The sequence below is a fragment of the Coprococcus sp. AF21-14LB genome (assembly GCF_003458885.1).
GTDB lineage: Bacteria > Bacillota > Clostridia > Lachnospirales > Lachnospiraceae > UBA9414.
Map to the genome: position 1 here is coordinate 1 of NZ_QRVX01000031.1, position 22120 is coordinate 22120.

20 protein-coding genes, 2 tRNA genes and 2 pseudogenes are annotated in these 22120 nt (G+C 41.8%); 1 reads left to right on the forward strand and 23 read right to left on the reverse strand.

Going from position 1 to position 22120, the window contains the following annotated elements:
* Positions 1-347 precede the first annotated feature (347 nt).
* From DWX73_RS08605 to DWX73_RS08655, 11 genes and pseudogenes are all read right to left on the reverse strand, one after another.
* Positions 348-436: transfer RNA gene (locus tag DWX73_RS08605), tRNA-Ser, on the reverse strand.
* Positions 437-719: 283 nt separating this feature from the next.
* Positions 720-2086: pseudogene (locus DWX73_RS08610) on the reverse strand (D-serine ammonia-lyase).
* A gap of 220 nt (positions 2087-2306) precedes the next feature.
* Positions 2307-2392: transfer RNA gene (locus DWX73_RS08615), tRNA-Ser, on the reverse strand.
* A 127-nt stretch (positions 2393-2519) separates the two neighbouring features.
* The gene (gene ispD, locus DWX73_RS08620) at positions 2520-3227 is read right to left on the reverse strand and encodes a 2-C-methyl-D-erythritol 4-phosphate cytidylyltransferase (RefSeq protein WP_118348413.1); all 708 of its coding nucleotides are present in this window, start codon (positions 3225-3227) and stop codon (positions 2520-2522) included.
* Positions 3228-3253: 26 nt separating this feature from the next.
* Positions 3254-4282: a tRNA (adenosine(37)-N6)-threonylcarbamoyltransferase complex transferase subunit TsaD gene (gene tsaD, locus DWX73_RS08625; protein ID WP_118348414.1), complete on the reverse strand. Its 1029-nt coding sequence runs from the start codon at positions 4280-4282 to the stop codon at positions 3254-3256.
* A 13-nt stretch (positions 4283-4295) separates the two neighbouring features.
* On the reverse strand, positions 4296-5207 hold the full coding sequence (locus tag DWX73_RS08630; protein WP_118348415.1) for a ribonuclease Z: 912 nt from the start codon (positions 5205-5207) through the stop codon (positions 4296-4298).
* Between the two features lie 5 nt (positions 5208-5212).
* Positions 5213-5443, reverse strand: a complete 231-nt coding sequence (locus DWX73_RS08635; protein WP_118348416.1) for a hypothetical protein — start codon at positions 5441-5443, stop codon at positions 5213-5215.
* A 77-nt stretch (positions 5444-5520) separates the two neighbouring features.
* Positions 5521-5988, reverse strand: a complete 468-nt coding sequence (rimI, locus tag DWX73_RS08640; RefSeq protein ID WP_118348417.1) for a ribosomal protein S18-alanine N-acetyltransferase — start codon at positions 5986-5988, stop codon at positions 5521-5523.
* A 56-nt stretch (positions 5989-6044) separates the two neighbouring features.
* Positions 6045-6752, reverse strand: coding sequence for a tRNA (adenosine(37)-N6)-threonylcarbamoyltransferase complex dimerization subunit type 1 TsaB (tsaB, locus tag DWX73_RS08645; RefSeq protein WP_118348418.1), 708 nt, complete (start codon positions 6750-6752; stop codon positions 6045-6047).
* 87 nt (positions 6753-6839) lie between these two features.
* The gene (gene tsaE, locus DWX73_RS08650) at positions 6840-7265 is read right to left on the reverse strand and encodes a tRNA (adenosine(37)-N6)-threonylcarbamoyltransferase complex ATPase subunit type 1 TsaE (protein ID WP_118348419.1); all 426 of its coding nucleotides are present in this window, start codon (positions 7263-7265) and stop codon (positions 6840-6842) included.
* A gap of 12 nt (positions 7266-7277) precedes the next feature.
* The gene (locus tag DWX73_RS08655) at positions 7278-9431 is read right to left on the reverse strand and encodes a Tex family protein (protein WP_118348420.1); all 2154 of its coding nucleotides are present in this window, start codon (positions 9429-9431) and stop codon (positions 7278-7280) included.
* A gap of 187 nt (positions 9432-9618) precedes the next feature.
* Here DWX73_RS08655 and DWX73_RS08660 point away from each other — a divergent pair, with 187 nt between their 5' ends.
* A complete protein-coding gene (locus tag DWX73_RS08660) occupies positions 9619-10245 on the forward strand; it encodes a TetR/AcrR family transcriptional regulator (RefSeq protein WP_118348421.1) in 627 nt (208 codons plus the stop codon).
* Positions 10246-10344: 99 nt separating this feature from the next.
* Here DWX73_RS08660 and DWX73_RS08665 read toward each other — a convergent pair whose 3' ends face one another.
* The 12 genes and pseudogenes from DWX73_RS08665 to galT all read right to left on the reverse strand — a co-directional run bounded on the left by DWX73_RS08665 (position 10345) and on the right by galT (position 22120).
* On the reverse strand, positions 10345-11502 hold the full coding sequence (locus tag DWX73_RS08665) for an amidohydrolase family protein (RefSeq protein ID WP_118348422.1): 1158 nt from the start codon (positions 11500-11502) through the stop codon (positions 10345-10347).
* Positions 11502-11720 carry an amidohydrolase family protein gene (locus DWX73_RS08670; RefSeq protein ID WP_330413587.1) on the reverse strand — a complete coding sequence of 73 codons (219 nt, stop codon included), beginning with the start codon at positions 11718-11720 and terminating at the stop codon, positions 11502-11504. The genes DWX73_RS08665 and DWX73_RS08670 overlap by 1 nt, the downstream gene beginning before the upstream one ends.
* Positions 11705-12616, reverse strand: coding sequence for a hypothetical protein (locus tag DWX73_RS08675; RefSeq protein ID WP_118348424.1), 912 nt, complete (start codon positions 12614-12616; stop codon positions 11705-11707). Before DWX73_RS08675 ends, DWX73_RS08670 begins: the two co-directional genes overlap by 16 nt.
* Before the next feature lie 112 nt (positions 12617-12728).
* Positions 12729-14429 (reverse strand): peptide ABC transporter substrate-binding protein, encoded by a 1701-nt coding sequence (locus DWX73_RS08680; protein WP_118348425.1) that lies wholly within the window; start codon positions 14427-14429, stop codon positions 12729-12731.
* A gap of 42 nt (positions 14430-14471) precedes the next feature.
* Entirely contained in the window at positions 14472-15455 is a 984-nt protein-coding gene (locus DWX73_RS08685; RefSeq protein ID WP_118348426.1) for an ABC transporter ATP-binding protein, read from the reverse strand.
* Positions 15455-16489 carry an ABC transporter ATP-binding protein gene (locus DWX73_RS08690; protein ID WP_118348427.1) on the reverse strand — a complete coding sequence of 345 codons (1035 nt, stop codon included), beginning with the start codon at positions 16487-16489 and terminating at the stop codon, positions 15455-15457. The genes DWX73_RS08685 and DWX73_RS08690 overlap by 1 nt, the downstream gene beginning before the upstream one ends.
* Before the next feature lie 12 nt (positions 16490-16501).
* The gene (locus DWX73_RS08695) at positions 16502-17281 is read right to left on the reverse strand and encodes an ABC transporter permease (protein ID WP_330413579.1); all 780 of its coding nucleotides are present in this window, start codon (positions 17279-17281) and stop codon (positions 16502-16504) included.
* A complete protein-coding gene (locus DWX73_RS15015; RefSeq protein WP_330413580.1) occupies positions 17278-17448 on the reverse strand; it encodes a hypothetical protein in 171 nt (56 codons plus the stop codon). The genes DWX73_RS08695 and DWX73_RS15015 overlap by 4 nt, the downstream gene beginning before the upstream one ends.
* A 13-nt stretch (positions 17449-17461) precedes the next feature.
* A complete protein-coding gene (locus tag DWX73_RS08700) occupies positions 17462-18397 on the reverse strand; it encodes an ABC transporter permease (RefSeq protein ID WP_242996762.1) in 936 nt (311 codons plus the stop codon).
* Positions 18398-18438: 41 nt separating this feature from the next.
* Positions 18439-19107, reverse strand: a complete 669-nt coding sequence (locus tag DWX73_RS08705; protein WP_118348429.1) for a GntR family transcriptional regulator — start codon at positions 19105-19107, stop codon at positions 18439-18441.
* A 467-nt stretch (positions 19108-19574) separates the two neighbouring features.
* Positions 19575-20609, reverse strand: coding sequence for an aldose epimerase family protein (locus tag DWX73_RS08710; RefSeq protein WP_118348430.1), 1035 nt, complete (start codon positions 20607-20609; stop codon positions 19575-19577).
* 18 nt (positions 20610-20627) lie between these two features.
* Positions 20628-22120: pseudogene (galT, locus tag DWX73_RS15555) on the reverse strand (UDP-glucose--hexose-1-phosphate uridylyltransferase).

A 22120-nucleotide genomic window follows, 5' to 3' on the forward strand; every position in this document is an offset into this window, starting at 1 on the left:
TTTAGGTCGTTAGACTTTTGTGTCCAACTCGTTCTGAAATCTCTTTAAAGAAATTTTCAGGGTTGTTGTCTATTGTTTAGTTATCAAGGTTCTCTGTCGTTTGACAGCTTATCCAGTTTATCATAACTGATTTGCTTTGTCAAGAACTTTTTTATTTTATTTTTTAAGTTCTTATCGTCTTTGCGACAGCTTATTTAGATTATCACATCTGTTCGACTTTGTCAACAACTTTTTTATTTTTTACAAATTGTTTCCTCAGTGAACTATTACATTCTATCATTATAATTGCCACTCTGTCAAGACTTTTCTCGTCTTATTTCGACATCATTTCACATAATGATAGTAAACGGAGAAAGAGGGATTTGAACCCTCGCGACGCTATTAACGACCTACTCCCTTTCCAGGGGAGCCCCTTCAGCCACTTGGGTATTTCTCCAAACGCTAAACATTTTCTTTATTCTGTTACAGCAGAGATTACTATATCATACTTCTTCTTTAATGTCTAGTATCTTTTTCATTTTTTCTTCACAAATTTTCTTTAGCCAGACTTTCTTTAATTTGTCCTAATTCCACTTAAGATTTTCCATTTGAATTTTCATACTTTCGAAACAATCTATTTCAGTTTTTAGAAAAAAGCGCCATATCCAATGTAGACATTGGAATTATGGCACTTTTTTACTTCACATAATAAAATTCCCCAAATATAACCACTTATACAATTATAAATATGTATTCCGATAAATTTCCCGTGTCTCTTCCGGCACCAAACTCCCTCCGGTAGCCCATACAATATGTACCGCATCCTGCAAATGCTTCGTAAGCTTGTGTGCCTCCAAATACCCTCTCGTTTCTTCATACTGTAATAATTTTACAGGACCTTCAAAACCTGCGCAGCACTTGGTTCTAAAAATATCTTTTCCGTCTCTAACATTTTACGCATATATTCATACAACGCTGCATCTTGTACAGTAAAAATACCGCTGAGCCGCGACTGCATTACCTGTCCCACAAAACCAGAAGGTCTTCCTACAGCCAGCCCATCTGCATGAGTCACACCCGAAAGTCCGATATCCTTTACCGCTATTTTATTCTGCAGCCCGGTCGCCATACCAAGCAGCATACACGGAGCCTGTGTTGGTTCAATGAAAAAACAATGAACGTCTTTTCCAAATATTTCTTTTAAACCAAATGCAATCCCGCCCGGAGCGCCTCCGACTCCACATGGGATATACACAAACAGCGGGTGTGTACTGTCTACCTGAACTTTCTGCTCAGCCAATTGTTTTGCAAGTCTGCCGGCGACTACTGCATATCCAAGAAATAGTGTTTTGGAATTCTCATCATCTATAAAATAGCTCTTTGGATCAGCATCCGAGCACGCCCGGCCATTCTTAACCGCTTCACTATAATCATCTGCATATTCTCTGACATCCACTCCATGCTCACGGAGCAGATCTTTTTTCCACTGCTTTGCATCCGCAGACATATGTACAATCACACGATACCCCAGCGCAGCGCTAATAATACCAATGCTGAGTCCTAAATTCCCCGTTGATCCAACTTGAATCGTATACTGTCCAAAAAACTTTCGAAATTCCGGTTCAGCCAATTTCCTGTAATTCTCTTCCCTGCGCAACATGCCATGGCTTTCTGCCAATTCTTCTGTGTGTTTTAGTACTTCATAAATTCCTCCTCTGGCTTTAATGGATCCCGCTATCGGTAAGTGACTGTCTTTCTTTAAAAATAATCTACCTGGGATCATTTGTTCTTCTCGTTGCCCCATAGTTCTGCAAACATTCTGCATTGCGGCGATTTCAACCAACTCCGATTCAATCAATCCATTTCGCTTAGCTGTCTCCGGGAAACAATATTCGATCAGTGGCGCAAATCGTTCCAGACGTTTTTCCGCATCCAGAATATCCGCTGCCCCAAGTTCTGTTGCTTCTGATATTTTTACCTCTTCTTTTTGAAATTCTTCCTGCTCCATCTTATTTTTCTTCGGCATAAGTTCTTGATTAATCCAAACCAGTTCCTTCCCTTCCATAAGACGCTTTACAATGTCCTGGCGCATTACTTCTTCATTCATTCTCATTTCCTCACTCTGTCCTAAAATCTCGTATTCTTTCATAAGATCAACCATAAATTCTATTTTCCACGTTTGAATTTCTTCACGCTCTTTTTTTATTTTACTGAATTCCCGAGAAAAAATCTATTGTTTCCGCATAAATTTCGTTTTTTCTAAGCGCATTCCAAAGGCACTGTTTATACACGCAAAAAAAGAAATCCATTCGGATTTCTTTTCTCAACGGAGAGGGTGGGATTCGAACCCACGCGCCCTCTCGGACAAACGGTTTTCAAGACCGCCTCGTTATGACCACTTCGATACCTCTCCACAATATGTTGTTGTCTGTCTTAAGTGTTCCGCTCAAGACAAGATGTATCTTATCACAGTATAACTATAATGTCAATAACTTTTTTACATTTTTTTGTTTTTTTATTTTACTATAATTATCAGGACGTCATTCTGCCATAAATGCTGTTGCTGTCTTTAAATCTTCAGGTGTTGTAATCTTGATATTCTCATAAGATCCCTTCGTCATTTTGACCGGATGCCCCAGAATCACCTCTACAACCATAGCATCATCTGTCACCTGCACGGTCAGATCCCCTTCCCGTTCCAGAAGCTTTTGATACGCCTCCATAACGAGCTGATACGAAAATACCTGTGGAGTCTGTACAAGCCACACGTCTTTGCGCGGCGGAGTTTCCCTTGCATATAATTGTTCATCCACAATTTTAATCGTATCTTTTACCGGCATTCCTACAACGCAGGCTCCTTCCACGCAGACCATCTCATACGCTCTCTCAATCATTTCTTCATTCACAAACGGGCGCGCTCCATCGTGAATAAATACATAGTCTGTCGCTTTATTCACACTGCAAAGTCCGTGATAGACAGAATGATAGCGTTCTGCTCCACCTTCTACAATCTGCTTTACTTTCTGAAAACCGTATCTGTCTACAATCTCCCGGCGACAATATGTTTCTTGATCCTTGCCAACCACAAGGATAATTTCATCAATCAAAGGTGACTTTTCAAACACCGCCAATGAATAATACACTACCGGCTTTCCATTCAATTCAAGATATTGTTTTTGAATCTTAGTCCCCATTCGTTTACCCTGACCGGCAGCAAGAACAATTGCTGCACACCTGTTTTTTCCCATCTGAATCTCCTCCGCTATCGATACGTTTATCTTTCTCCAAGTTTCAGATTCGGAACTGCATTCAAATCCCATCCATGGCGTGTTCCCTTGATAAATTCATAATAAGCTGCCGCTCCAATCATGGCAGCATTATCCGTGCAGAGAATCGGAGATGGATAATAAAACTCTATTCCCCGGCTTTCGCATGCTTCTTTCATTGCCGCGCGAAGTGTGCTATTGGATGCCACCCCTCCTGCGATTGCAAATTTCTTTAAGCCATACTGTTCTACTGCATGCATCGCATTTGCCACAAGCACATCCACAACTGCCTTCTGAAAAGAAGCTGCGATATCTGCACGATTATATTCCTGTCCTTTCATAGCACAGCCATTAATATAATTCAGCACTGCGGATTTCACTCCGCTAAAGCTAAAGTCATACTCTGCTCCGTCAATATGCGCTCTCGGAAATGCAATTGCATCCGGATTTCCTTCTTTTGATAATTTATCAATCTTTGGCCCTCCCGGATACCCAAGCCCAATGGCTCTGGCTACTTTATCAAAAGCCTCTCCTGCCGCATCATCTCGTGTACGTCCGAGAATCTCATATTCCCCATAGTCCTTTACGCATACAAGGTGTGTATGCCCTCCGGATACTACAAGGCAGACAAATGGTGGTTCCAACTCTTTATTCTCAATAAAATTAGCCGAAATATGCCCTTCTATATGATGTACGCCCACTAACGGAAGTTTCTTTGCATAAGCAATCGCCTTTGCTTCCGCAACCCCGACAAGGAGCGCTCCCACAAGCCCCGGACCATATGTCACACCAATGGCATCCAGATCATCCAACGTCACTCTGGCAACAGAAAGCGCTTCCTCAATCACCTGGTTAATCTTCTCTATATGCTTTCTTGATGCAATTTCAGGCACAACCCCACCATATAATTTATGAAGTTCAATCTGGGATGAAATAACATTTGAGAGTACTTCACGTCCATTTTTTACAACTGCTGCCGCAGTCTCATCACACGAACTCTCAATCGCCAATATTAAAATATCTTTTGTATTGTTCATAATCCACGCCTTCCTACTTCTCTTCAAATCCAAGTTCTGCTGACATACGATCTCTTCCTGCTTTCGCCTCCGGGAATATCTTTCGTACTTCTTCCATATAATCTTCCGGATATGCCAGCGACGGACTATAATGTGTTAACCACATTTCTTTTACCTGTGCCTCTTTTGCAAGCTGAGCAGCTTCATAAAATGTCATATGTTTATATTCCACTGCTTTATGAGCTTTCTCTTTCTCTCCGTACATACCTTCGCATATAAAAAGATCCGAGTCTGCCGCATTCTCACGTATAGAATTCGTTGGACGTGTATCGGTTGTATATGTAAGCTTAATTCCTTTGCGTGCAGGTCCAAGAACCATATCCGGTGTATAAACTTTCCCTGCATCTTCTACTGTCTCACCCTTCTGCAGATGCTTCCAGAACATCTTTGGAATGGCATTTGCCTCAGCCCGCGCCACATCAAACTTGCCGGCACGGTCAATCTCCAATGTATAACCATAGCAAATCACATTATGGTTCACTCGAAATGCTTTCAGGCGATAACCATTCATCTCAAATATCTGCTCCGGTTCTGTGATCTCTTTATAAATAATCGGAAAAGGAAGTTCCGGCGCAATCACCCTCAATGAATTCACAACCCGTTCCAACCCTCTTGGACCAATTAAAGTCAGCGGTTCCTTCCTGTCCGCATTCCCCATTGTTAAGAGCAGTCCCGGAAGCCCACTGATATGATCTCCGTGATAATGCGTAAAACAGATTACATCAATCGGTTTAAAACTCCATCCTTTTTCTTTAATAGCAATCTGTGTTCCCTCGCCACAGTCAATCAGAAGGCTGCTGCCATTAAATCTCATCATCAGCGCAGTCAGCCAACGGTATGGGAGGGGCATCATCCCTCCCGTACCTAATAAACAAACATCCAGCATGTTTTCTATTTCCTCTCTATCGGTATCTGAAATCCCGAAACCAGTTCATCATAGCACTTCTCACACAGATCAAATGCATGTTCTTCATTGTCTTTGTTTGAGAAGTAATTCCAACGCTTCTCCACTGAAAGTACATCTTCTGCCGGAATCCCATTGCTGACCGGAATTTCTTTCCCACATCTGTTACATATAATTTTCGTAAGTTCTTTTGTCTCTTTCACTGTATAATTACGCATATGATTCCTCCTAAAAAACTGTATTCTTCTGTTACAGCTTCATTATATAAGAATAGAAACAAATTTCCCACTGGGAACTAATGCATAATCTGGCAGTCTGTTTCCATACTCATTAAAACAGCATCTTCCTTCGGATGCTCATAAAAGCATTTACGAATCCCATCTTCCACAAACCCCTGCCTTCGGTAAAACGCAATGGCCGCTTGATTGCTCTGTCTTACGTCGAGCAGAATCTTTGTAATCTGCTTTTCCCTACATATTCTCAAAATTTCTGAAAAGAGATATGTCCCTGCACCGCATCTTCTCGTCTCACTTCGGACAGCAATTCTTGCAATCTCTGCCTCATCAAGCACATAATAGAGAATTGCATATCCGATTATGCGTTTCTCTTCACCTTCGCGCAATGTCAGCAGTATTGTCTGATTCTGTATCCACGATTCCTTCACTGCCCTTTCACTCCAGGCATCAGGAAAAATCTCTTTTTCCAATCGCGCGATTGCTGCAATCTCGCTCTCCTCTGTAGGATCTACATACCATCTTTGCATCTGTACGCCTCTTACTTTCTCTACGATTCTCTGAAAACAGACTTTTCTTCATCTTCTTAAAGATTTTTTCCTTCTCGTTCTGCCCGTTCGCGTTCAGCCTGGGATACTCGAAGATAATCCGGCTCATGCTCTGCCGCCGTTTCAGTCCTTCCCTCTCTCAGATATCTCAGTGCCAGAGTTCCGACTGCTGCCGCTCTCTGTCGATTCAAATGCGGCGGTGCAAAACGATACGGTACCTTCAATCCTTCTCTCAACAACTCTTCATAAACAGGTACTCCATCTCCAAGAAATGTTACCGGCTCTCCAATCTGATTCAGCTGTTCCACAAGTTCAGATACTGCAACTGCTTCCTGCGGTACTACTGTCTCAAATCCCTCCTCAAAACGATAGATTCCTGTATATACCTGGTTTCTTCTTGCATCCATCATAGGGCAGATGACACCTTTGCATCCATAAAGATTATAGGCTAAACCATCCACCGTCGGAATATGAATCAGCGGTTTCCCAAGAGCAAGCCCAAGCCCTTTCGCCGTGGCAGAACCGATTCTAAGTCCGGTAAAAGATCCCGGACCTCCGGAAACAGCAATTGCATCAATGGTATCCAGATCAAGTTCTATCATCTTCGCTACTTCATCAAGCATTGGCAAAAGTGTCTGCGAATGAGTTTTCTTATAATTCACTGTATATTCTGCAACAGTCTGAGCCTCTTCCACAACTGCAATCGTTGCCGTCAGCCCAGAACTGTCCAATGCTAAAATACGCATGTTCTTCACTTCTTTCTATCATATTTATTGTTATTTTATGCGCATATTATATCCCAGGAAGAAAGTCTGCGTCAACGTCATCCTTCGTCACATGACTTCAATTGTAATCTTCCGGTAATCAAATCCATTTGACAGATCTTTTTCAATCACAATTTCCGTGCGCTGTTTCGGAAGTATTTCTTCAATCAGGTTCGACCACTCAATCAGCGTTACACCTTCTCCGTAAAAGTAGTCTTCATAACCGATTTCTTCCATCTCTTCCACATCTCCGATTCGATATACGTCAAAGTGGTAAAAAGGAAGACGCCCGTCCTCATAAACCTGCACAATTGTAAATGTCGGGCTGCTGATCGGTTCTTCTATTCCAAGTCCTTTTGCAAGTCCCTGTGTAAATACGGTTTTCCCTACACCAAGATCTCCGATCAACGTAAACACTTGTCCGGCGTTTGCCTCTTCTCCTATTTTTCTTCCTACTTCAAATGTTTCTTCGGCACTTCTCGTCTCTATTATCATTCTGCCACCAACCTAAATTCCTTTCATCGTAAGCTGAATTCGCTTTTTCTCCAGATTTACGCTCATTACTTTCACTTCCACAATATCTCCTACGCTCACAACTTCCATTGGATGTTTTATGAATTTCTTATCAGTAATTTGTGAAATATGCACAAGTCCATCCTGGTGTACCCCAATATCCACAAATACACCAAAGTCAATTACATTTCTGACAGTGCCTTTCAAAACCATTCCAGGCGTCAGATCTTTCATTTCTAACACATCTGTGCGAAGAATCGGTTTCGGCATCTCATCTCGCGGATCTCTTGCCGGTTTCTCCAGTTCTTTTACAATATCTCTAAGCGTAATCTCTCCAACACCAAGCTCTTCAGACAATTTCCTATAATCTTTGATCGTGCGGGATAATCCCACAAGCTTTCCTGCTGCGATATCTTCCGCTGCAAATCCTTGCTTCTCCAGCAATTTTTCTGCTGCCCCATAAGATTCCGGATGTACACTTGTTCCATCAAGTGGATTCTTGCCCCCTTGAATCCGCATAAATCCGGCGCACTGTTCAAATGCCTTCGGGCCAAGCTTTGCTACTTTTAAAAGCTGTTTTCGGTCAGTAAAGCTTCCATTTTCTTCCCGGTATGCAACAATGTTTTTAGCGATTGTACCGCTGATGCCGGAAATATATGACAGCAATGGTGCAGAAGCTGTATTTAAGTCTACTCCCACCCGGTTTACACAATCTTCCACAACACCGGAAAGCGCTTCGCTTAACTTCTTCTGGTTCATATCATGCTGATATTGTCCAACGCCAATAGACTTCGGATCGATCTTCACAAGCTCTGCCAGCGGATCCTGAAGCCGTCTTGCGATTGATGCCGCACTTCTTTGTCCCACATCAAAATTCGGGAATTCTTCTGTTGCAAGTTTACTTGCAGAATAGACGGAAGCCCCTGCTTCATTTACAATAACATACTGCACTTTCTCAGGGATCTCTTTTAAAAGCTCCACAATAATCTGTTCTGATTCTCTGGATGCTGTTCCGTTTCCAACCGAAATCAATGTTACATGATATGTTTTAATTAGTTTTTTCAACGTATCTTTTGCTGCTGCGATCTTTGCAGGCGTCGTCGGCGCTGTCGGATAAATAACTGTCGTATCCAGCACTTTTCCTGTAGCATCTACAACAGCCAGTTTACATCCGGTACGAAACGCCGGATCCCATCCGAGCACCACCTGTCCAACAATCGGCGGCTGCATCAGAAGCTGCTGAAGGTTCTTTCCAAACACACTGATTGCACCGTCTTCTGCTTTTTCTGTTAACTCGTTTCGGATTTCCCTTTCGATCGCGGGTCCGATCAGACGTTTATAACTGTCTTCGATCACCTCTTTTAGCACAGGTGTCGTATATGGATTCGAAGAAGAAATTACTTTTTTCTCAAGATACTGTAAAATCTTCTCCTCCGGTGCTTCAATTTTAACAGTCAGCACTTTTTCCTTTTCCCCTCTGTTCAGCGCCAGAATACGATGACCTGCCAGACGACTTACCGGTTCTTCAAATTCATAGTACATTTCATACACAGAAGTTTCTTCCGGATTTTTAGCTGCCGAAATAAGTTTCCCCTGTTTCATTGTAAGATCACGAATGTAAATACGATAATCTGCTTCATCAGAAATATATTCTGCAAGAATATCCATTGCTCCATGGATGGCATCTGCCGGAGTCTTTACTTCCTTTTCTTCTGAAATATACGCTTTTGCCGCTTCTTCCAATGGTACTTTTGTATTTTGCAGCATAATCAATGCCGCTAATGGTTCCAATCCTTTTTCTTTCGCAATCGTTGCCCGCGTTCTTCTCTTTGGACGATACGGCCGATATAAATCTTCTACAACAACAAGCGTTTCTGCTCCGAGAATCTGTCTCTTTAATTCATCTGTGAGTTTTCCCTGTTCCTGAATACTTCCGATTACCTGTTCCTTTTTTTCTTCCAGATTTCGAAGATAAGTAAGCCGCTCAAAGAGATTTCGAAGCTGCTCATCATTCAGTGCGCCGGTTGCTTCCTTACGGTATCTGGAGATGAACGGAATCGTATTTCCTTCATCAATGAGTTTTACTGCTGCATCTATCTGCCATCGCTTTACTTGCAATTCTTCTGTCAGTTTTTGATTAATGTCCATATGTTCTTGCCTTTCCTCATAACTTTTCAATGCCTGCCAGACTCTTCTCTTCTGAGCGCATTCTCAGTTTATTATATCCCGAACTTTCTCTCTGTGCAAGACAGCAAAACAGAGCTTACTCTCTTTTCTTGTCTTTTTTCACAGGCTATGCTATAGTTATATATCATAATGTTGGAGGGTAAGAGCTATGAACAAATCTATTGACGAAAATGAAAACGGACTTTCCAGACAGCAGCTGAAATCACAGCGGACTAAGGCTCGTATTTTCCAGGCTGCCAAGACTATTTTACAAAAAAGAGGATACGAAGCGCTCTCGATTAAAAATATATGCGAAGAGGCCGGTGTATCTAACGGCAGCTTCTATCATCATTTTCAGACAAAAGACGACCTGCTTTCTTACTATATTGAAGAACAACCCGCTTTGCCGCCGGAACTTTCCTCTGCGCCCAATTCTCTTTCAGAAGCCAGAGAACAGATTATCCGTGTATACTTAAATTATGCTTCCTACTGCCGTGAGCTGGGGGTCGATTTTCTTGCCAGCTACTATACGCCAAAAAATCAGGCTCTGAATCCTGAGAGCCGTACGGAACGTCCTTACCCGATCTTAACAGTCCGCTCGTATCTGGAAAAAGCCATTGCTAATCATATTCTTCCGGATACGCTGAATCTGGAGGATGTCACAACCGATATCCGCATGCTTGTCATCGGAAATGTATTTGAATGGAGCATGCGCTCAGGACAGCCTGACATCGAGACAAATCTGAGACGTTCTATCGGAACCTATTTAGATGGACTGTTTTCTTCTATTTCATAGCCTTAACAAACAAAAAACTGCGGCATACTGTCGGGAGAAATTCTCAAACATTCTCCGGCTGCATGCCACAGTTTTTATTTTATAAAACTTTTATATTCCCTAGACTTCTCTGCGATAGATCACATTTCCATCCATAATTGTGTATAAAACTTTCGCGTCTGTATCAAGTCCAAGACGACCTTTCATTACAATCACATCCGCATCTTTTCCTGCTTCCAGACTTCCAAGACGGTCTTCCAGTCCAAGCTGTCTGGCTGGATTGATCGTAACCATACGCACTGCCCGCTCCTGTGATAATCCCTCGCGCACTGCCTCACCAATATGGTGATATAAAGACTCCTCGCTCAGAATAGGAGAATCTGTAATAATCGCAACATTTACTCCGCGGTCATCCAACATCTTTACGGCCTCTACATCTACTTTACGGCGTTCTCCCGGAGAACGGTATGTAGCGATCGGTCCATAACAAATGTCACAGCCGCTTTCTGCAATCTCATCAAGATAATCTGTTGCTCCCCATGCATGCTCCAGAGAAAACCGCACGCCATACGCTTTTGCAACTTCAATCGCTGTCAGCATATCGTACTGTGTACAGTGGATCTTACAAGGGATCTCTCCTCGCAGCGCCGGGATAATTGCTTCCATATTTGCATCATACGGCTGTTTTTCTCCCTTTTCTTTCTTATCCAGATATTCTTTTGCTTTTCGGAACGTATCCCAAAGAACATGCGCTACTCCCATTCTGGTCATCGGAAGACGTTTCATATCTCCAAATGTATTTTTCGGATTTCCTCCAAGCGCGATTTTGACTGCTGCCGGAGCCTTTACTGTCATTTCAAAAATATTGTCTCCATATGTTTTTCCGACAAATGGCTGTCCACAAAAAACATCTCCGCTTCCCGGTGTAAAGAGGATTGACGTAATTCCATGTTCATAAGCAACTTTCAATTCTCTTGCCTTTGGATTCATACCATATCGCGCATCAACTGCCGCCGATACCGGATCTGTCATTTCATTGGCATCGTCAACACTTTTATCATGATTAAAATCAAACAATCCAATGTGAGAATGTGCATCGATTAATCCCGGAAGCACATAACATCCTGTTGCATCAATTATCTCAGCATCAGCATCTTCGATCTGTTCTGCTACTGCTTTGATCTTTCCGTTTTCCAGAAGAATATCTCCCTGAAAAATATTCTTCTCATCATCAGTCATTGTGTAAAGTGTTCCACCTTTAATTAGTATCTTAGCCATTAGAAGATCACCTCCCCGTTTACAATACTGTGTACAACTTTCGCCGCATAAGTTGTTACCGGATGTCCTGAGAATACAGAAATATCTGCATCTTTTCCCGCTTCAATCGTTCCAAGTCTCTGCTCTATCCCGAGCATTTCTGCCGGATACAGACACATCATCTTAACGACTTCTTCTGCCGGAACGCCCGCTCTGTACGCCTCTATCGCACTCCAGATAAATACTTCGCGTCCTTCAGACCATCCTCCGCATGTGTTCGTAAATGCAACCTTGTTCCATTTTCCACAAGATCATTTAACTTCGACAGATCCATTCCATTTTTGGCAATCTGAGACATATTATTTACATTTCCAAGAATAATTCCAACTTTCTTTTCTTTAATCTGTTTCAGTGAATCTGCAAAGCAAAATGCGTCAACCAGGTTAATCTGTACTTTCTCATCTTTCAGAAGATGCAGCAGCCCATCGATTTCATTTTTCGTAGAAGCGGCAGCAAACAGCGGCATACTCTCTTTATCAAATACATCTGTAATCACTTTCTGCTTATCTGTACGTTTCTCTTCTTCTGCTTCTCTTGCAGCGCGAAGCGTCTCTGCAAACAAATGAAAAATCCCCATTTTTGTCATCGGAACCTGACTGTTAGCGCCATAAGTCTCTTTCACACTGCTTGTCACACTGCATTTCAATCCTGCATGTTCTTTCACAAGACGTTCTCCCATTTTCTGAGGAGCAGTCTTGCAGACAGCAATCTGTCCGCCCATCAGGTTGTTGTTCGTCGGCGCCGCTCCAATTGCCGTAATACCGCTTTTATAAAATTCCTGGCGGTTGACTTCATCCGGATCAATACTGTAACGCAGATTCATTTCCGGTGTAATCGGATTCGTCCGCTCATCATTGTCAAAATAGCGTCCCGGAATCCCCATTGCTCCAATACTGGATACCGGGTCGATAAATCCCGGAAATACCTCACATCCTGTTGCATCAATCACTTGTGCATCGCTTTCACTCAGTCCGCGCCCAACTGCCTTGATCGTTTTTCCTTCTGTCAGAATGTCGCATCCGGACAGCACTGCTCCATTTCCTACATGGACATTCCCATTCTTAATCAAATACATGTCTGATCTCCTTCCTTACAAGTAATCTTGAAATGCTTCCCTCTTCTAAAAGAGGAGAACAATCTCCAACGATTGATCTCCTCTATAGAATTTCAGGTCATAGAAACCATTATTATTTTTCTATATCAACACGAGCCCAGTTGCGGTATCCCTGTGTAGATACAAAGTAATCTTTTACATATTTCGCTGTAAATGTCGGTGATTCATACAGATAAATCGGTGCGATCAGTGCGTTCTTTACAAGAAGTTCTTCTGCCTGAAGGTAGATTTCTGCTTTTTCTTTATCATCTACAACAAATTTAGCGCTCTCGCAAAGCTCTTTGAATTTCTTGGAATCTTCATTATCCCAACCTGTTTTTTCTGCATTGAAGTAACCATTATCTGGATCAAACAATGTTAAGACTGCACTTGGCTCATTGTAGTATGGTCCCCATCCACCGCAAGCGATGTCATAGTCACCAGCATCAATCTTATCCCACATGATGTTCCATTCCATCATATCGATCTGTACTGTAATGCCAAGTTTCTCTTCCCATGTCTGTTTGTACCATTCAGCCATCTTCTTAGAAAGTTCTGTTGTACCACGGCTTGCATATCTAACTGTGATTTCTGAAGGATCGGAAATACCAAGTTCTTTCATACCTTCCTCAAGAAGCGCTTTTGCATCCTGCTCCTGAAGATCTTTTACAAAATAGTTCTTTCCATCTACAAGCTCTGTATATGTTTTCTCTCCAACCTTCATTGTATCCGGCATTACAGAGGAAAGAGCGATTCCACGTCCATCCCAGATTGCTTCAACTAAAGCTTCTCTGTCAATAGCTGCAGAAATTGCCTGACGAATCTTTGTGTTAGACAGATACTGATTTTTCACGTTAAACATTAAGAATTCAGGCGCACTGTCCGGTACTGTAGTTGTGTTAGACATATCGGCTGCTTCTACTGTTTTAATCCAGTTAGAGTCAGAGGTTCCGATAACATCAATTTCACCATTGATAAATGCCTGAACTGCTGTAGATGTCTCCTGAATAACTTTCTGAACAACTTTATCCAGTTTAATATTCTCTGCATCCCAGTAATTTTCATTCTTTACACATACAAGTTCTGTATTCTGATCCCAGGACTCTACTTTAAACGGACCGCTGCAGATGATCTTATCTGCTGCTGAACCATATTTATCGCCCCACTCTTCGTATTTATCCTGTCTGACCGGATAAATGCTTCCTGCCAGTTCAATAAAGTAAGAAGCCGGATGTACCAGTTTAATTTCTAATGTCTTATCATCAACTGCTTTCACACCGATTTCATCTGGTGTTTTTCCATTGTTATAAAGCGCTTCACCAAAGTTCTCAATTACGCCATCAAACAGCCATGCGTTCACTGCTGCTGTATTTGGATCTGCCATTAACTTTAATGTATACTCGAAGTCATTTGCTGTTAACGGTTCCCCATCGCTCCATTTTGCGTTTTCATGGATCTTAAATGTCCATGTCAGACCGTCTTCACTTACTTCCCAGCTCTCTGCTGCTGCAGGGATATCTTCATTTGTGTTATCTTTGGCAGCCACATTTCTAACAAGTGGATCACAAATGAGGTTGTGGGCTTCGTTATCCGGCTGTGTTGTATTCATAATCGGGTTAAGACCGATAACAACACTGTTTGTGCTGTAATTAAATACCTTTTCTGCTCCTGATGACTTAGCGCCGTCGCTTCCGCTGCTTTTTTTGTCATCGCCGCCACCGCCGCATCCGGCAAGGGAGCCAACAACTAATACCGCTGCGAGAATACCTGCAAGCATTTTTGTTCTCTTTCTCATAGTTACATTCCTCCTTTTATTTTTTATAATCAGCTACCGCTGTTATAAACTCTCATTTAATTCCTTTACCCGGTGACAGGCTACAAAATGTCCTTCTTTCACTTCCTGAAGCTCTGGTGTATCTTTCATACATGCTTCTGTTGCATAGCGGCATCTTGCCGCAAATCTGCATCCCGGTTTTGGGTTGATCGGGCTAGGGATCTCTCCTTCGATCGGAATTCGTTTCTTGCTCTTTTCTTCTTCCGGATCCGGAATCGGAATCGCTGACATCAGAGCTTTCGTATATGGATGAAGCGGTTCAGAATACAATTCATCACTGGCCGCAAACTCAACCATATTTCCAAGATACATAACGCCAACGCGGTCTGAAATATGTTTTACCATTGACAAGTCATGTGCAATAAATAAATATGTCAGATTCTTTTTCTTCTGGAGTTCAATCAACAGATTGACAACCTGCGCCTGAATGGACACGTCCAGCGCCGAAATCGGCTCATCACAGACAATAAATTCCGGTTCAATTGCCAGAGCTCTTGCAATTCCGATACGCTGTCTCTGTCCTCCCGAGAACTCGTGCGGGAATCTCGATGCATGTTCTTTATTTAATCCGACAAGTTCCAACAGCTCATGAATTTTATTCGTGCGCTCTTCTCCTTTATACAAACCGTGAATATCAATTCCCTCTCCGATAATATCTCCTACTGTCATACGCGGATTCAAAGAAGAATACGGATCCTGGAAAATGATCTGGGCACGTTTTGTAAATTCTTTCTTTTCTTTCTTATTCAGACTGTGAATATCTGTTCCATCGAAAATAACCTGCCCGCCTGTTGCATCATAGAGTCCCATAACGGTCTTTCCACATGTTGTTTTACCACAGCCGGATTCCCCAACAAGACCAAGTGTTTCTCCTTTATAAATCTTAAAGTTAACACCATCTACCGCTTTCAAATAAGCATTTTTTCCAACTTTAAAATATTTTTTCAGATCTTTTACTTCAATCAGAACTTCTTTTTTCTCTGCCATTATTGTGCCCCCCTTCTGATCATACCTTCCGGCAGTCCTTTCGTATCAGCCTTCGGATGATGCAGCCAGCAGGAACACTCCTGTGAGCAGCTGAATTTTGTTACGTCCGGATATTTTTCACGGCAAACTTTCATACCGTATTCACATCTCGGTGCAAAAGAGCATCCAACCGGAGGATTAATCAGATCCGGAGGAGTTCCTTTCAGAGAGTATAATGTCTCTTTATTATTTGTATGAATCTTCGGCACGGAGCTTAACAATGCTCTTGTATACGGATGCGTGGATTTGTAGAAAATCTCGTCCACCGTTCCTCTCTCTACAATCTTACCTGCATACATTACCTGGATTCGGTCTGCTACGCTGGCTACAACTCCAAGATCATGTGTTACAAGAATCACTGCCATATTCAATTCTTTCTGAAGTTCACCGATCAAATCCATGATCTGCGCCTGAATTGTCACGTCAAGCGCTGTTGTAGGCTCATCAGCAATCAGAATCTCCGGCTTACATGCAAGCGCTACTGCAATCATTGCTCTCTGGCGCATTCCGCCTGAAAACTCAAATGGATACTGTTTCATCCTGGCTTTCGCATTCGGGATTTTAACCAGTTCCAGCATTTCTAATGCCTGTTTCTCAGCTTCTGCTTTCTTCACATCATGATGGATTAAAATACTCTCCATAATCTGTTCTCCAATCCGCATTGTCGGATTCAGAGAAGTCATCGGATCCTGGAAGATCATAGAAATCTTGCGTCCTCTGACCTGTGTCATCTGCTTTTCTGTGTAATCAAGAAGATTCTCTCCATTGAATAAGATAGCAGATCCTCCATCTTTCTTAATATCTGTATTCGATTCCGGAAGCAACCCCATAATCGCTTTTGATGTAACTGTCTTTCCGCATCCGGACTCTCCAACGATCGCAAGTGTTTCTCCACGGTTCAAGTAGAAATCCACGCCTCTGACTGCGTGTGAAATTCCTGCATAAGTACGGAAGTTCACTTGCAAATCTTTCACTTCTAATATTTTCTCACTCATTTTTACGATCTCCTACTGTCTAAGTTTCGGGTCCAATGCATCTGAAAGTCCGTCACCGATCAAATGGAATGAAAGAATCGTCAGGACGATCAGCAAACATGGGAAAAATAACTGGTGCGGATAGAACATTAGCTGCTGCTGTCCGGCACTTGCCAGAGCACCCCAGCTTGTTTCCGGAGGTCTGACTCCAAGCCCAATATAACTTAAAAACGCCTCACTGAAAATAAATCCAGGTACAGACATTGTAATGTCTACCATGATAATTCCAAGCGTATTGGGAAGTAAATGTTTGATAATAATTCTTTTCGTATCTGCTCCAAGCGCTTTTGCCGCCTGTACATAATCCTGTTCTTTAATCTGAAGGATCTGTCCTCGAACCATACGGGCTGTTCCAACCCATGCTGTCAGCGACATCGCAAAGACAAGAGAAAACAGGCTTCGTCCAAGTACGATTGAAAGAATAACAACAATAATCAGGTATGGAAGGTTTCCGACAAATTCACAGATTCTCATGATAATGTCATCTACCAGTCCGCCTTTCAGACCTGCGAGCGCTCCAACAAGTGCTCCGATTACAAACATTACTACTGTACAGCACAGACCGATATAAATAGAAATACGTCCTCCAACACAGACACGGGTAAACAAATCGCGTCCCATATCATCTGTACCAAACCAGTATTCAGAATTCGGAAGTAAATCTTTCTGCGACGGATCCATATACTGATAATCTTTTCCTGAAATGACAGGTCCCACAAACAGAAGCACGACAATTGTCACGAGCAGGATCATTCCAAACAGCGCCAGCTATTTTCACGAAATCTTCTCCATACATCCGCCCAGTATGTAAGAGATTTTTTTCCAAGTTCCTCTCCAGACAATCCTTTCGTGCCGACACGCTCGAATAAGTCATCTGTAAGAGACATATCTTCCATATTGTTTTTCGTATTCTCGCTCATCTCTACACCTCACTTACTTTTTGCCTTTTGCCACGCGGATTCTAGGATCGACAATACCATATAAAATATCTACGATAATCAATGCAAGTACATAGAGAATTGCAAAGAAGATCGTTAATCCGATTACCATCGTATAATCATTATCTGATACTGCTTTTACATAATAAGAACCAAGTCCCGGAATTGCGAACATTTTCTCAATAATAAAGGAACCTGCGAAAATACCTGCAACTGCCGGACCGATCATCGTAACGATCGGAATCATAGAGTTTCTTAAAATGTGTTTGCGAACAACTCTTTTTTTCGTACAGCCTTTTGCTTTCGCCGTCACAATATAATCTTCACTAATAACAGATAACGTACTATTTCTCATATACTTACAATAGGAAGCAATTCCGCCGATGGCGTATGCTGCTACCGGAAGAATGTAATGCCTCAGCTCGCCCCATCCGAATACCGGAACAAGTTTCCACTTGAATGCAAGGAAATACTGCAGAAGCGCCGCAAATACAAAGCTTGGAACACATATCGCAAGTACAACTAATACCCTGATGATATGATCTACCGGCTTTCCTCGATTCAGCGCTGCAATCAGTCCGAGCAGTACACCAATTGTTGCCTGAAGTGCTATGGCGATCAATCCTATCTTTGCGGAGATTAACGTATTATCACGGATAATGTCATTGGCAGATTTTCCCGTGTAAATAATTGATTCTCCAAAATCGCCTGTTGTGATTAGATTCTTCATATACATGAAGTACCTTTCAACTACCGGACGGTCAAAACCATATTTTGCATTAATAATGGCTTGTGCCTGTTCCGGCATCTGACCTACTTTCGCTGCAATAGGATCTCCCGGAGCTCCGGCTACCAGGAAAAATGTTGCCGTAGCAATCAAAAACAGCGTCAGTACGGCAAAAGCAAGTCGTTTTCCAATAAATTTCAGCATCTTTTTCATCCTCCTTTGATTTCATTATCGTTCTGCTAAAATTATTTTTTTTCTTTATTATGCTTTTTCTCATATAACGTCTGTGGAACAACCATATAATGTTCTCGGATCTTCCTTTGTGTTTCACTGACATTGTGAGACTGCAGCGCTTCCAAAATCCACCGATGATTTCTTGCGATAACCGCAAACGGCATCAATACTTCATTGCTCATTGTAAGATAGGTTGCTGCATTATCTCCTTCCAGCATTTTCCACATTTTTAAAAGCTTACTGCATCCGGATGCTTCCACAATACAGCAGTGAAAACGCTCATCTAATTCAACAATACTATAAACATCTTTTGTACTCGATGCGCCTTCCATCTCTTTTAAGATTTCTTCCATCTCGTCTTCATATTCCTTCGGCAAATTTGCCTCATAAATCTCAACAGCTAACATTTCCAGCGCGGAGCGGATCAAGTAAGATTCCTGCATATCTTCATATGTAAGCTCCCTCACAACACAGCCTTTGTGCGATAAATAAGTCACAAGCCCTTCTTCTTCAATCTGCCGAAGCGCTTCTCTCACAGGTCCTCTGCTGACTTGATACTCTTCCGAGATTTCTGCCTCAATTAATCTCTCGCCCGGCTTAATTTCTCCTGACAAAATTTTCTTTCTCAGTATCTCAGCGATTTGCTCACGGAGCGTTTTTTTCATTACATTCTCTCTCATGAATCATTCTCTTTCTAAAATAAATTGTTGTTATTTTTTAAACAATAAACACAACAATTCATTAATTTGTTTTCTCTATTATACTAATATATTAGTCAGATGTCAATTGTTTTCTCTATTATACTAATATATTAGTCAGATGTCAATTGTTAACAATCTTCAAATATAAAGTTTTACCGTTTTTCATTAATTTCACATGCAATTTTTGTGCATTTTAAACACATTTCTTTTTGTTATTCTTTTAACAAGTTTCTTTTTTATATTAACGCGGCATTCTTTCATTTCATTTTTGAAAAATTCATATAAAAATATTTTTATACAATAATTTTCCGCACATAGTAAAAGGACCTCCGAGGCAAGCGTCCTCGAAGGTCCTTTGAAGGGAATTGGCAATTTCTTTTGTTGAGATTAATATACTATACTTTCCCTAAAAACACAAATTGTTTGATTTGATATATCCCAATAACTTATAGATAAAATCTATATGCTGTTTTTGTTCGATATGTTTCTCCGGCCTTTGTTATTGGCTGCTGGAAATGTGGTTTATGAACTGCATCCGGATAATACTGCGTCTCAAAGCAAGCTCCGCTTCTTACATGATAGATTGTTCCGCCTTTTCCAAATACATTGCTCACAAAATTTCCTGTATAAAACTGCATTCCCGGAAGATCCGTGTATACATCCATGCCAATCCCTGTTCCTTCTGCGTACATCGCAGCGGCTTTTTTGAATGTTCCGTCATACTTCAGACACCAGTTATGATCATATCCGTGACCAAGCTGTACAGCCTCATATTCTGAATCAATTCCTGCACCGATCAATGTGGGATTACGAAAATCCATCGGTGTTCCTTCAACCGGAACCACTTCTCCGGTCGGAACGGATGTTGCATCCGCTCTTGTGAACGCCTCTGCATCAATCTGCACATGCTGACGCAGCACATTCCCGGAATCATGTCCTTCCAAATTGAAATAACTGTGATTTGTCATATTTAAAATGGTGTCAGCATCCGGAGTCGCTTCATAAGAAATTTCTACTGCATTTTCTTCTGTCAACATATATGTAACATAAAGCGTTACATTTCCCGGAAATCCCTGATCCATATGAGGACTTTCCAAAGACAGGCGTATGCTGTTCTCCGTTGTCTCTTCTACCGCCCACATTCTCTGATTAGAAAAGTCCAAACCGCTATGAAGATTATTCTCTCCATCATTTTTTGCAAGAAGATAGGTCTTTCCATTTAATTCAAAAGAAGCTCCGCCGATCCGGTTAGCATTTCGTCCCACAGTAGCTCCAAAGAATTTATCGCTTGCTTCATAACCGCTAACATCATCAAATCCAAGCACGACATCTGTAAGATGTCCATTTCTATCAGGAACTACTACATTTACGAGAGTTGCCCCAAAATCTGTAACACCCATGAGCATCCCATTCCGGTTTTCGAATACATACAGACTTGCCTGCTCACCCGTTTTTGTCTGTCCAAAAGATTTTTTCAACATGTTTTTTCCTCTCTTAGTTTACAGTGTATGCACAAATCTCAGGAAAGCTTCTCTTCCCTCTTCTGTGCACTTATAAACACCGGCATCTTCAAGTACATGAACAAATACTTTTCCAATCTCTTCTTTCAGAATTTCCATCACATTTTCGCTGTTCAGCTCACTGTGTGCCGCCTGAATTTCTTCTGCCCATTCAGCATGTTTGGCAAGTATTTCATTTTCCCGAATGACTTTTCCGCTAACCATGGCATCTGCCAGAAGCTCCATCTCTGTTTTCAGTCTTGCCGGAAGAACCGCAAGTCCCATTACCTCGATCAAGCCGATATTTTCTTTCTTAATATGGTGATATTCGTCTCTTGGATGATACAAGCCCATCGGGCGTTCTTCTGTTGTCAGATTGTTCCGAAGTACAAGATCAAGTTCAAACACATTTCCACATTTACGGGCAATCGGTGTAATCGTATTATGTGGTTCTCCGTCTGTTTCCGCCAATATCATCGCCGCCTCATCTGTATAGCTTCTCCATACATGAAGTACATGATCTGCCAGATCAATCAGACGTTTCTCATCTTCATGCCGTATTCTGAGTACAGAAAGAGGCCATTTCACGATTCCTGCTTCTACATCCTCGTAGCCCGGAATGGTTACCGGTTTCTCTATTTCTGCCTTTGCCATAGCAAATGTATAGTGACCTCCCTGAAAATGGTCATGGCTTAAAATAGATCCCCCTACGATCGGCAGATCTGCATTTGATCCGAGGAAATAATGCGGAAACAATTTTACAAAATCAAATAATTTCACAAAAGTATTCCGCTCAATCTTCATTGGCGTATGTTCTCCATTAAACACAATACAATGTTCATTATAGTATACATACGGAGAATACTGGAATCCCCAACGGCTGTCATTAATCGTAATCGGAATGATTCGATGGTTCTCTCTGGCCGGATGGTTTAATCTTCCTGCATATCCTTCATTTTCCACGCAGAGAAGACACTTTGGATAGCTGGAGCTTTCGCATTTTTCGCTGCTGCAATCGCTTTTGGATCTTTCTCCGGTTTAGACAGATTAATTGTAATATCAATCTCACCGTATTCACTGTCCACTTTCCATTTCATATCTTTTTTTACACGGTAACGACGGATATAATCCGTGTTCTGGCTCAGTTCATAATAATAAGAGGTCGCTGCTTCCGGTGATTCTTTATAAAGTTCCCAGAATTTTTCCTGTACCTGCGCCGGACGCGGTACAAGGCAATTCATTAACTTTGTATCAAATAGATCCCGTTCTGTAATGCTGTCTTCGATAATTCCCCGTTTCACTGCTTCATTTAACAGTTCTGAAAGAATCTCTTCCAACTCCGGCTCCTGATCCTTTTCTTCCCAAACTTCTTCGTAGCTGTCTTCCTTCATTAAATCAAGCAGAAGATTTGTTGTATAGATTCTCTCGCACTTTGGTGTAAGTCCTGTTCTAATTCCATAATTCACTAAATCTCTAATCTGTTCTGATAACAT

What these genes read in the sequence shown, in the direction of transcription:
- DWX73_RS15015 (WP_330413580.1), bottom strand. Translation starts at nt 17,448, where the DNA reads ATGAGCGAGAATACGAAAAACAATATGGAAGATATGTCTCTTACAGAT.
- tsaB (WP_118348418.1), bottom strand. Translation starts at nt 6,752, where the DNA reads ATGCGTATTTTAGCATTGGACAGTTCTGGGCTGACGGCAACGATTGCA.
- ispD (WP_118348413.1), bottom strand. Translation starts at nt 3,227, where the DNA reads ATGGGAAAAAACAGGTGTGCAGCAATTGTTCTTGCTGCCGGTCAGGGT.
- DWX73_RS08675 (WP_118348424.1), bottom strand. Translation starts at nt 12,616, where the DNA reads ATGTATTTGATTAAGAATGGGAATGTCCATGTAGGAAATGGAGCAGTG.
- DWX73_RS08690 (WP_118348427.1), bottom strand. Translation starts at nt 16,489, where the DNA reads ATGAGTGAGAAAATATTAGAAGTGAAAGATTTGCAAGTGAACTTCCGT.
- DWX73_RS08695 (WP_330413579.1), bottom strand. Translation starts at nt 17,281, where the DNA reads ATGATCCTGCTCGTGACAATTGTCGTGCTTCTGTTTGTGGGACCTGTC.
- DWX73_RS08700 (WP_242996762.1), bottom strand. Translation starts at nt 18,397, where the DNA reads ATGCTGAAATTTATTGGAAAACGACTTGCTTTTGCCGTACTGACGCTG.
- DWX73_RS08655 (WP_118348420.1), bottom strand. Translation starts at nt 9,431, where the DNA reads ATGGACATTAATCAAAAACTGACAGAAGAATTGCAAGTAAAGCGATGG.
- tsaD (WP_118348414.1), bottom strand. Translation starts at nt 4,282, where the DNA reads ATGAACAATACAAAAGATATTTTAATATTGGCGATTGAGAGTTCGTGT.
- DWX73_RS08705 (WP_118348429.1), bottom strand. Translation starts at nt 19,107, where the DNA reads ATGAGAGAGAATGTAATGAAAAAAACGCTCCGTGAGCAAATCGCTGAG.
- rimI (WP_118348417.1), bottom strand. Translation starts at nt 5,988, where the DNA reads ATGCAAAGATGGTATGTAGATCCTACAGAGGAGAGCGAGATTGCAGCA.
- DWX73_RS08680 (WP_118348425.1), bottom strand. Translation starts at nt 14,429, where the DNA reads ATGAGAAAGAGAACAAAAATGCTTGCAGGTATTCTCGCAGCGGTATTA.
- DWX73_RS08635 (WP_118348416.1), bottom strand. Translation starts at nt 5,443, where the DNA reads ATGCGTAATTATACAGTGAAAGAGACAAAAGAACTTACGAAAATTATA.
- DWX73_RS08685 (WP_118348426.1), bottom strand. Translation starts at nt 15,455, where the DNA reads ATGGCAGAGAAAAAAGAAGTTCTGATTGAAGTAAAAGATCTGAAAAAA.
- DWX73_RS08710 (WP_118348430.1), bottom strand. Translation starts at nt 20,609, where the DNA reads ATGTTGAAAAAATCTTTTGGACAGACAAAAACGGGTGAGCAGGCAAGT.
- tsaE (WP_118348419.1), bottom strand. Translation starts at nt 7,265, where the DNA reads ATGATAATAGAGACGAGAAGTGCCGAAGAAACATTTGAAGTAGGAAGA.
- DWX73_RS08665 (WP_118348422.1), bottom strand. Translation starts at nt 11,502, where the DNA reads ATGGCTAAGATACTAATTAAAGGTGGAACACTTTACACAATGACTGAT.
- DWX73_RS08630 (WP_118348415.1), bottom strand. Translation starts at nt 5,207, where the DNA reads ATGCTGGATGTTTGTTTATTAGGTACGGGAGGGATGATGCCCCTCCCA.
- DWX73_RS08660 (WP_118348421.1), top strand. Translation starts at nt 9,619, where the DNA reads ATGAACAAATCTATTGACGAAAATGAAAACGGACTTTCCAGACAGCAG.